This is a genomic window from Bacillus sp. GMs2/2 (assembly GCF_050172095.1).
In the GTDB taxonomy this organism is placed as follows: domain Bacteria; phylum Bacillota; class Bacilli; order Bacillales; family Bacillaceae_G; genus Bacillus_A; species Bacillus_A cereus.
On the sequence record NZ_JBNLYE010000189.1, the window covers coordinates 1 to 7,609 of the forward strand.

Sequence of the window (7,609 nt, forward strand, 5' to 3'; positions counted from 1 at the left end):
GTCAACAATATGAACTGTCACAAATCTTTATATATTATTGTGATTGATATCACATCACTTTTTTTCAATGGGTATTATGCTTAAGGTGTAATGAATGATTGGGAGAGGGTGGGATGATATGTTTTGTTATCAATGTGAACAAACGCCAACAGGCGGATGTAAAGTAATGGGTGTTTGTGGCAAGAATGAAACGATTGCGAGTTTACAAGATACGATTGTGTTTGGGCTAAAAGGAATTGCAGCTTATCGCACACATGCTGCGCAGCTAGGGTATACGGATGCATTTGTAGATGCTACAACACAAGAAGCTTTATATATGACATTAACAAATTCTAACTTTAACGAACAAGAGCATATTGATATGGCTATGAAAGTTGGGAAATCAGCTTTACGGGTGATGGAGTTATTGGATGAGGCACATACGAATCATTTTGGTGTGCCAGAGCCTGTACAAATTACACAAAATCGTGTAGAAGGTAAAGCAATTGTAGTTACGGGCCATAATTTATTTGCATTAGAAGAACTATTAAAGCAAACAGAAGGAAAAGACATTAATATTTATACGCATTCTGAAATGCTACCAGCACACGGATATCCGCAGCTGAAAAAATATAAACATTTAAAAGGAAACATCGGTAAGGCATGGTATGATCAAAGACGCCTTTTTGAAAAATTTACTGGTGCCATATTAGCTACAACGAACTGTGTTATGCCAATTAAAGGCTCGTACTCTGATCGATTCTTTTCATATGAAATTGCAGGTTTAGAAGGTGTACAAAAAATTGAAAATGATGATTTTACATCATTGATTCAAAAAGCACTAGAACTTCCAGAAGTACATATGGAGTCGGATGAACAGTTAGTGACAGGGTTTCATCATAATACAGTATTATCATTAGCTCCAGAAATTATTGATGCAGTAAAAGAGGGGAAGATAAAGCGTTTCTTTGTTATCGCCGGTTGTGATGCACCGGGAAAAGGCGGAGAATATTATCGTGAATTAGCAACGTCACTTCCGCCAGAAACGGTTATTTTAACAACTTCTTGCGGGAAATTCCGCTTTAATGATGTGGATTACGGTGTTGTACCTGGTACGGAAATTCCGCGTTACATTGATTTAGGACAGTGTAATAATTCAATTTCTACAGTGAAAATAGCGGCTGCTTTAGCTGATGCTTTTCAATGTGAAGTGAATGAATTGCCAGTAAGTATTGTACTATCATGGTTTGAACAAAAAGCGGTTGCCATTTTACTAGGGCTATTTAGTCTTGGGATTCAAGATATTCGCATCGGTCCAAAGGCCCCTGAATTTATTTCACCTGGCGTGCTTGATGTATTACAAGAAACATTTGGTTTAAAACTAATTACAAATGCAGCAGAAGACATGGCTATGATGTTATCGTAACAAAAAATGATCTGTCTTATTAATAAGAAGAGCTAGCCATATTCATTAACTTTGGTATAGTATAGCGCCCCAAAATAAAAATGTAGAATTTTTGTTTTGGGGTATTTTCTTTTCTTAGTGGGATAGGTATGGGGCAAAATAAAAAAAGAAAATAGGCTGTATCGAATAGGTAATAGTTGATTTTAGAAAAATATAAAAATCGAGTTGACATCCATCTCTACTTAGTCATACAATGTACTTGTAATAAGCAATACTGAGTAGTGTTGTTTCTCAAAATATTTTCAGTAGACAATAGGTAATAGCGGATTTTAGAAAAAATTTGAAAATCAGTTGACATCTATCGCTACTTAGTCATACAATGTGGATGTAATAAGTGATACTAAATAGTATGAATTCAAAAAAACTACTCAGTAAAAAATTCGCCTTAGTACTCTGTAATACTGAATATAAGTCAGACAGAATAGGGGGTAAAGGAGGACCAGGATATGGAAAATTTAACTGAAATGTTGAAAGGTTCACTGGAAGGGTGTGTACTGGAAATCATTAGTCGCCGTGAAACGTATGGCTATGAGATTACCCGCCACCTGAATGACCTTGGGTTTACCGAAGTTGTGGAAGGTACGGTGTATACTATCCTCGTACGATTAGAGAAGAAAAAGCTTGTGAATATTGAAAAGAAACCATCAGATATGGGGCCGCCTCGTAAGTTTTATTCATTAAATGAAGAAGGTCGCCAGGAGCTTGAATTGTTTTGGAAAAAATGGGATTTTGTATCGTCAAAAATTAACGTCTTGAAGTCAAAATAGGTTCATAAGATAAAACGTTCCGGCCGATACTTTGGGAATTTCTTGTTCGGTTTTATAAAAAAGGAGGAAAATAAGATGTTAGAAATGTTCAAAAAGTTAATTGGTGATAAAAAAGAGTACAAAATGATGATGGCACGAGTTGAGGCTCTGCCAGAGGACTACCAATTTGTATTTAAGAAAATTCAAAACTACATGTGGAATTTCTCAGCGGGTAACGGGATGGATATGTTACACATACAGTATGAATTAATCGATTTGTTTGAAGCTGGTGCAGCAGAAGGAAGACAAGTGCTTGACATTACTGGGGATGACGTGGCTTCCTTTGCTGACGAACTAGTGGCAAATGCTAAAACTTACGTCTCCAAGTATCGTGAAGATTTGAATGAAAGTATTATGAAGAAATTGAGAAAAAAATAAATGGAATAAGTAGTACCGACTGATTAGCTGGTTACACATATGAATTGCCATCATAGCTATTCAGTTATATTTTTAACTCGGTACTAAGTAATACAGAATATCAGTGATACTAAATAGATAGAGATAAATAAATAGTCTTCGCAAAACATTTTTATAGGGAGGAAAAAAGTATGAGTCATGCAGCGATTTCTGTAAAAGGCTTGAAAAAATCCTTTAAAGACAAGGAAGTTTTAAAAGGGGTAGATTTTGAGGTGCAGCGTGGAGAAATTTTCGCGCTGCTAGGCTCAAATGGAGCGGGAAAGACGACAACGGTCAACATCCTTTCGACACTAATGAAGCAAGATAGCGGTGAAGTAAGTATTTGTGGATTTGATGTACAGAGTCAATCAGATCATGTTCGTCAAAGTATCAGTTTGACAGGGCAGTTCGCAGCTTTAGACGGTATGCTGACTGGGAGGGAAAACTTGATAATGATCGCCAAATTACGTGGTGTTTCCAATCCCGCTCAAGTTGCTGACAATCTACTTGCAAGATTTAGCCTGACTGATGCGGCAAACCAAAGGGCAGATCAGTATTCAGGCGGGATGAAGCGCCGGCTTGATATCGCGATGAGTTTGATTGGGGCGCCAGCAGTTATTTTTCTTGACGAACCAACGACTGGACTTGATCCTGAAGCGCGAATCGAAGTGTGGGATACAGTCAAGGAACTTGCTGGTAGCGGTACAACTATTTTGCTTACGACTCAGTACTTGGAGGAAGCAGAACAACTGGCAGACCGTATCGCTATTTTGCATGGCGGAAAAATTATTACGACAGGTACTCTTGCTGAACTAAAAGAGATGTTCCCGCCAGCAAAAGTGGAGTATATCGAGAAGCAACCGACATTGGAAGAAATATTCCTTGCGATCATTGGCAAAAAGGAGGAGATGTAAATGAAAAGTAAAACAGGTGTATTACTAGGTCGTTTAATGCGTAACATTATGCGCAGTCCGGATACAATTATTACAGTAGCGATTACACCGATTATGATGATGCTATTATTTGTCTACGTGTTTGGCGGCGCAATAAAAACTGGAACGGAAAACTACGTTAATTATTTATTGCCGGGAATTTTGCTAATGGCTATCGCATCCGGTGTAGCTTACACTTCCGTGCGACTCTTTACGGATGTAAAGAGTGGGCTGATGGCACGTTTCATTACGATGCCTATTAAGCGCTCATCGATATTGTGGGCTCACGTTCTAACCTCTCTGGTTGCTAATGTACTTACTATCGTGGTGGTTATTCTTGTTGCACTCTTAATGGGTTTCCGTTCCAGTGCTAATATTCTAGATTGGCTCGCGGTAGCTGGGATACTTGGGATGTTTACGCTGGCGCTAACATGGCTAGCTATCATTCCAGGATTGAAAGCGAGGTCTATGGAAGGGGCGACTGCTTACTCGTACCCGCTAGTTTTTCTTCCATTTATTAGTTCGGCCTTTGTGCCTACCGAAACGATGCCAAAAATTGTTCGTGTGTTTGCAGAGAATCAGCCTGTAACTTCAATCGTGAATGCGATTCGTGCTCTTTTATATGAAGGAACTGTTGGAAACGATATTTGGATTGCGCTCGCTTGGTGCGTAGGTATAATGGTCATCTCTTACTTTTTCGCCAGTAAAGCATTTAAACGTCAGTTAGGGTAAGAAACGTGATAAACGAAACCTTCAGGAATAATATATATTTAGAAAAGCACGGGAGATTTTCCGTGCTTTTATTATTTATCATGCTCTCATTGTAGTAAATGAAATGGTATTTAAAAATAGGATAATTATCCAGTGATAAAGCTTAATATTTGAGGCTCACTGCTTATGGAATGTATAAGCACACTCGTTTTTGTAAATCTGCTAATACTTCATCGGGTATTTCTTTGATTTTAATATCCTTCCCTAGAAAAAGCAGCCAATTTATTATTTCCGTCACTTCATCGGGATTGTTAACATTGATAAAAGTTTTTAAAATGGCTGTAGATTGGTAAGGATTAGTATAAGATATTGAAATTTTTAAAGGATGGTATTTTTTGAACTGGGCAATTGCTTTTGGTCCAAGTTCAAGTACCAAGTTGATTATTTCGTCCTTCTTACTTAGTTTTTCTAAAATCTTTTTCTTATTTAGCCTTTTGTTCGTCGTGTATGGTTCGATATTAATGAGATCATCGACAGGAAACATCATCTTCTTTTCTTTTTTTAAGTCAAACCCTTCAATGATCCAATGGCTTTTTTCTTGATAAAGGTGCAATAGATAAATTGGATAAGTCTTGATTTCTTCATCTTCTTTCATAGTAATCAATAAATGGTTATCCAAAAGAAGGATTTGAATGAGTTTTTCTAACATAGGATGGGGGAGATCAGAAAGCTCAAGTAGATCGGGATTATGAGGGTTAGTCCCTTGGAAAAGCAAGAGTTGATTTAAAAGAACGAGATCATCTTGCTGGGTTTCTGAGATGAGTCCTAGTAGTTTTTCGGCTAAAGATTGACGACTCTTTAGGTAGGGAAGTTGTTGATTCCTCGTAGCCATAAAGGCAATAAAAAGAGCTTTCACTTCATTATCAGTAAAGCGAACAACGGGCAGGATAGAATTATGCATAACAAAATATCCACCCGTTCTCCCAACTTCAGCGACCAGTGGCATTCCCATAGCTTCAATTTCTCTAATGTCTCTAATAGCTGTCGACCGTGAGATGTTAAATTCTTGTATAATTTCAGAAATTGTAAAGTGAGAGCGGTTGTTGATATACCGCATAATTGTATTAATCCGTTCAACTTTTTTCATTTTGGTCTCCTAAACAGTATCATTTTTTGACATGGTTTAAAGGTATTATAAACGTATCAGATGAAAAGATAAATCGTTTGATTAATAAAAAAAGAGGCAGGTTTTGAATATGAAAAATTATACTATAGAAGAAAAAGATAGCTTTATTGTGTTAGGTATTGGAACTGAAATTAAGAGTGAATACACAAACTTTGCTGGAATAAATAAAGAAAAGGAAGACTTTTGGTCGGCTGTTAAAGAAGATGGAAGGCTGGACACTTTAAAAGCTTTAGCTACAAATGAATACATTTTTTCCGTGAGCGAAGCGGTGAATAACAAAATGATGTATTATGCGGGTGTCATGACAGAAGCACAAATAGAAGAAGAATCTAGAGTGATTCAGTTTCCGAGGGGAGAATACTTAGTAGTAAAAGGGGAAGACAAAACAGCTGAAGAGTTAAGTAATAAGTTGACTGGCATCGCCTTCGGTCAAGCTTTACCAGATGCAAATGAGTTTGCTTATGTTGGTGGACCAAATACGACGGTTGAGATGGGGAAAAGAAACGGCTTAGTGTTTGGTGAAATGTGGATTCCAGTTGTTAGGAAGTAAAGTGATAAAAGGTACGAATATGGGAAGTAGAGGCTAACAATCTTGGATTGTTGGCCTTTTTAACATGAATATAATATTCATGTGCTGCTACACAGTATGTTCTGATAAAATGGAATGAAAGGGAATTACTGTAAGGTGGTGGTGGGGTGAATAAAAAAAGGCTATTTGAGCTATTCATAGTAACGTTTGTTTTTCTATTCCTTCATGTAAGTACATTTCCAAATGAGAAGTTTAACGATAAATTGGGTGCTTTTACTTACATTGTTTTATTTCTTATGCTTACTATCAATGCTATATTTATAGAAAGGTATTTTGGTGATATACAAAAGTGGATTCGAAATATTACATGTTGCTTTGCTTTATTCGTAGTGGTTTTAGTAGCTCTATGGATAGGTTATTTTTAGTCCTTACTTAAGAGAATGAGAAATATGTGATTACACTACATTCGATCCGATAATATTACTTAGCTGCATCGGTTTATATTAATTTTTTCTCTCCCCAATCATGATAAAATGTATAATAGGAAATTTTATGTAACATAAAGGGGGAAGGTTTATGGTCAGCTTGAGTACCTTGATAGCTTTTGCAATTGTTTCGCTTAGCATGGTTTGTTCACCTGGGCCTAATATGATTTATCTCATTTCCCGTTCCATTACGCAGGGACGTATGGCGGGATTTATTTCTTTATTGGGCATCATGCTCGGATTTGTAATCTATATAATCGCAACTATGTTTGGACTTACAGTTCTATTCCTTGCGGTTCCCGCTGTATATGAGGCAGTAAAGTGGGCAGGTGCTGCTTACTTACTCTGGCTAGCTTGGAATTCGATTAAACCGGGTGCTATATCTATTATGGAACCTCGTACGATTTCTAATGAACCACCACGGAAATTATTTTTAATGGGACTCATGACTAATCTTCTGAATCCAAAGATTGCTATTTTGTATGTATCACTTTTACCTCAATTTGAAGATCCAGAGAAGGGATCGTTGCTTTTTCAAGGTGCAGTTTTGGGCCTTACGCAAATCACTGTTAGCTTTATAGTTAACCTTCTAATTGTATGTACAGCAAGTAAAATTGCGAAATGGTTTGGCACACGTCCAACGTGGCTGCGAGTGCAGCGTTGGCTTATGGCAAGCGTATTGACAGGTCTTGCAGTACGTTTAGCTTTTGAACGTCGACAGTAAGAGTATATAAAAAAATTAAAAATGCTTTTTAATGAAGAAAATAAATTTTATAGTGATGGTACAACAAGTACAGAAGCGAATCCTACCCACGTATATGGAGAAAAAGGAACATATAATGTGGAACTAACAGTGGAAGATAGTAGAGGAAAAGAAAGTAAAGAACAAACAAAAGTTACTGTAAAACAAGAACTGCAAACAGGTGGATCCCTCGAAGAGGAGAAGGACTTCCAATACGCTTGTAAAAGGGAATCTGATTACTCCTGATCAGACAGATGTTTAAACGTTTGATGTTATAGTTCTGAAAGAAGTAGTTATTTCTGTGATAAATGAACAAAATATTGGGATGACATGGGTACTTTATCATGAATCAGACATGTAAAATTACGTAGCTTGTGG

At 37.0% G+C, this 7,609-nt stretch carries 9 protein-coding genes and 1 pseudogene; 9 read left to right on the forward strand and 1 reads right to left on the reverse strand.

All coding sequences use genetic code 11. From position 1 onward, the window contains the following. The first annotated feature begins 118 nt into the window (after nt 1–118). From hcp to ACQGS6_RS19340, 5 genes are all read left to right on the forward strand, one after another. Complete coding sequence (hcp, locus tag ACQGS6_RS19320; RefSeq protein ID WP_002098191.1) at nt 119–1,405, forward strand: hydroxylamine reductase; 1,287 nt, start codon at nt 119–121, stop codon at nt 1,403–1,405. A 485-nt stretch (nt 1,406–1,890) separates the two neighbouring features. After that, nucleotides 1,891–2,211 carry a PadR family transcriptional regulator gene (locus ACQGS6_RS19325; protein WP_000429488.1) on the forward strand — a complete coding sequence of 107 codons (321 nt, stop codon included), beginning with the start codon at nt 1,891–1,893 and terminating at the stop codon, nt 2,209–2,211. A gap of 75 nt (nt 2,212–2,286) precedes the next feature. After that, the gene (locus tag ACQGS6_RS19330) at nt 2,287–2,628 is read left to right on the forward strand and encodes a DUF1048 domain-containing protein (RefSeq protein WP_000891986.1); all 342 of its coding nucleotides are present in this window, start codon (nt 2,287–2,289) and stop codon (nt 2,626–2,628) included. 170 nt (nt 2,629–2,798) lie between these two features. Beyond that, nucleotides 2,799–3,560: an ABC transporter ATP-binding protein gene (locus tag ACQGS6_RS19335; RefSeq protein ID WP_000017473.1), complete on the forward strand. Its 762-nt coding sequence runs from the start codon at nt 2,799–2,801 to the stop codon at nt 3,558–3,560. Next, nucleotides 3,561–4,310 carry an ABC transporter permease gene (locus ACQGS6_RS19340; RefSeq protein ID WP_000837818.1) on the forward strand — a complete coding sequence of 250 codons (750 nt, stop codon included), beginning with the start codon at nt 3,561–3,563 and terminating at the stop codon, nt 4,308–4,310. A 163-nt stretch (nt 4,311–4,473) separates the two neighbouring features. Here ACQGS6_RS19340 and ACQGS6_RS19345 read toward each other — a convergent pair whose 3' ends face one another. Next, nucleotides 4,474–5,436 carry a helix-turn-helix transcriptional regulator gene (locus tag ACQGS6_RS19345; RefSeq protein WP_000755022.1) on the reverse strand — a complete coding sequence of 321 codons (963 nt, stop codon included), beginning with the start codon at nt 5,434–5,436 and terminating at the stop codon, nt 4,474–4,476. Between the two features lie 109 nt (nt 5,437–5,545). Between ACQGS6_RS19345 and ACQGS6_RS19350 the strand changes: the two genes are divergently transcribed. From ACQGS6_RS19350 to ACQGS6_RS19365, 4 genes and pseudogenes are all read left to right on the forward strand, one after another. Then, nucleotides 5,546–6,025 carry a GyrI-like domain-containing protein gene (locus tag ACQGS6_RS19350; protein WP_044795316.1) on the forward strand — a complete coding sequence of 160 codons (480 nt, stop codon included), beginning with the start codon at nt 5,546–5,548 and terminating at the stop codon, nt 6,023–6,025. Nucleotides 6,026–6,171: 146 nt separating this feature from the next. Next, nucleotides 6,172–6,429: a DUF3963 domain-containing protein gene (locus tag ACQGS6_RS19355; protein ID WP_242784958.1), complete on the forward strand. Its 258-nt coding sequence runs from the start codon at nt 6,172–6,174 to the stop codon at nt 6,427–6,429. A 151-nt stretch (nt 6,430–6,580) separates the two neighbouring features. Continuing rightward, nucleotides 6,581–7,213: a LysE family translocator gene (locus ACQGS6_RS19360; RefSeq protein WP_000254104.1), complete on the forward strand. Its 633-nt coding sequence runs from the start codon at nt 6,581–6,583 to the stop codon at nt 7,211–7,213. 48 nt (nt 7,214–7,261) lie between these two features. Further along, nucleotides 7,262–7,589: pseudogene (locus tag ACQGS6_RS19365) on the forward strand (PKD domain-containing protein); the annotation flags it as partial. Nucleotides 7,590–7,609: the final 20 nt, after the last annotated feature.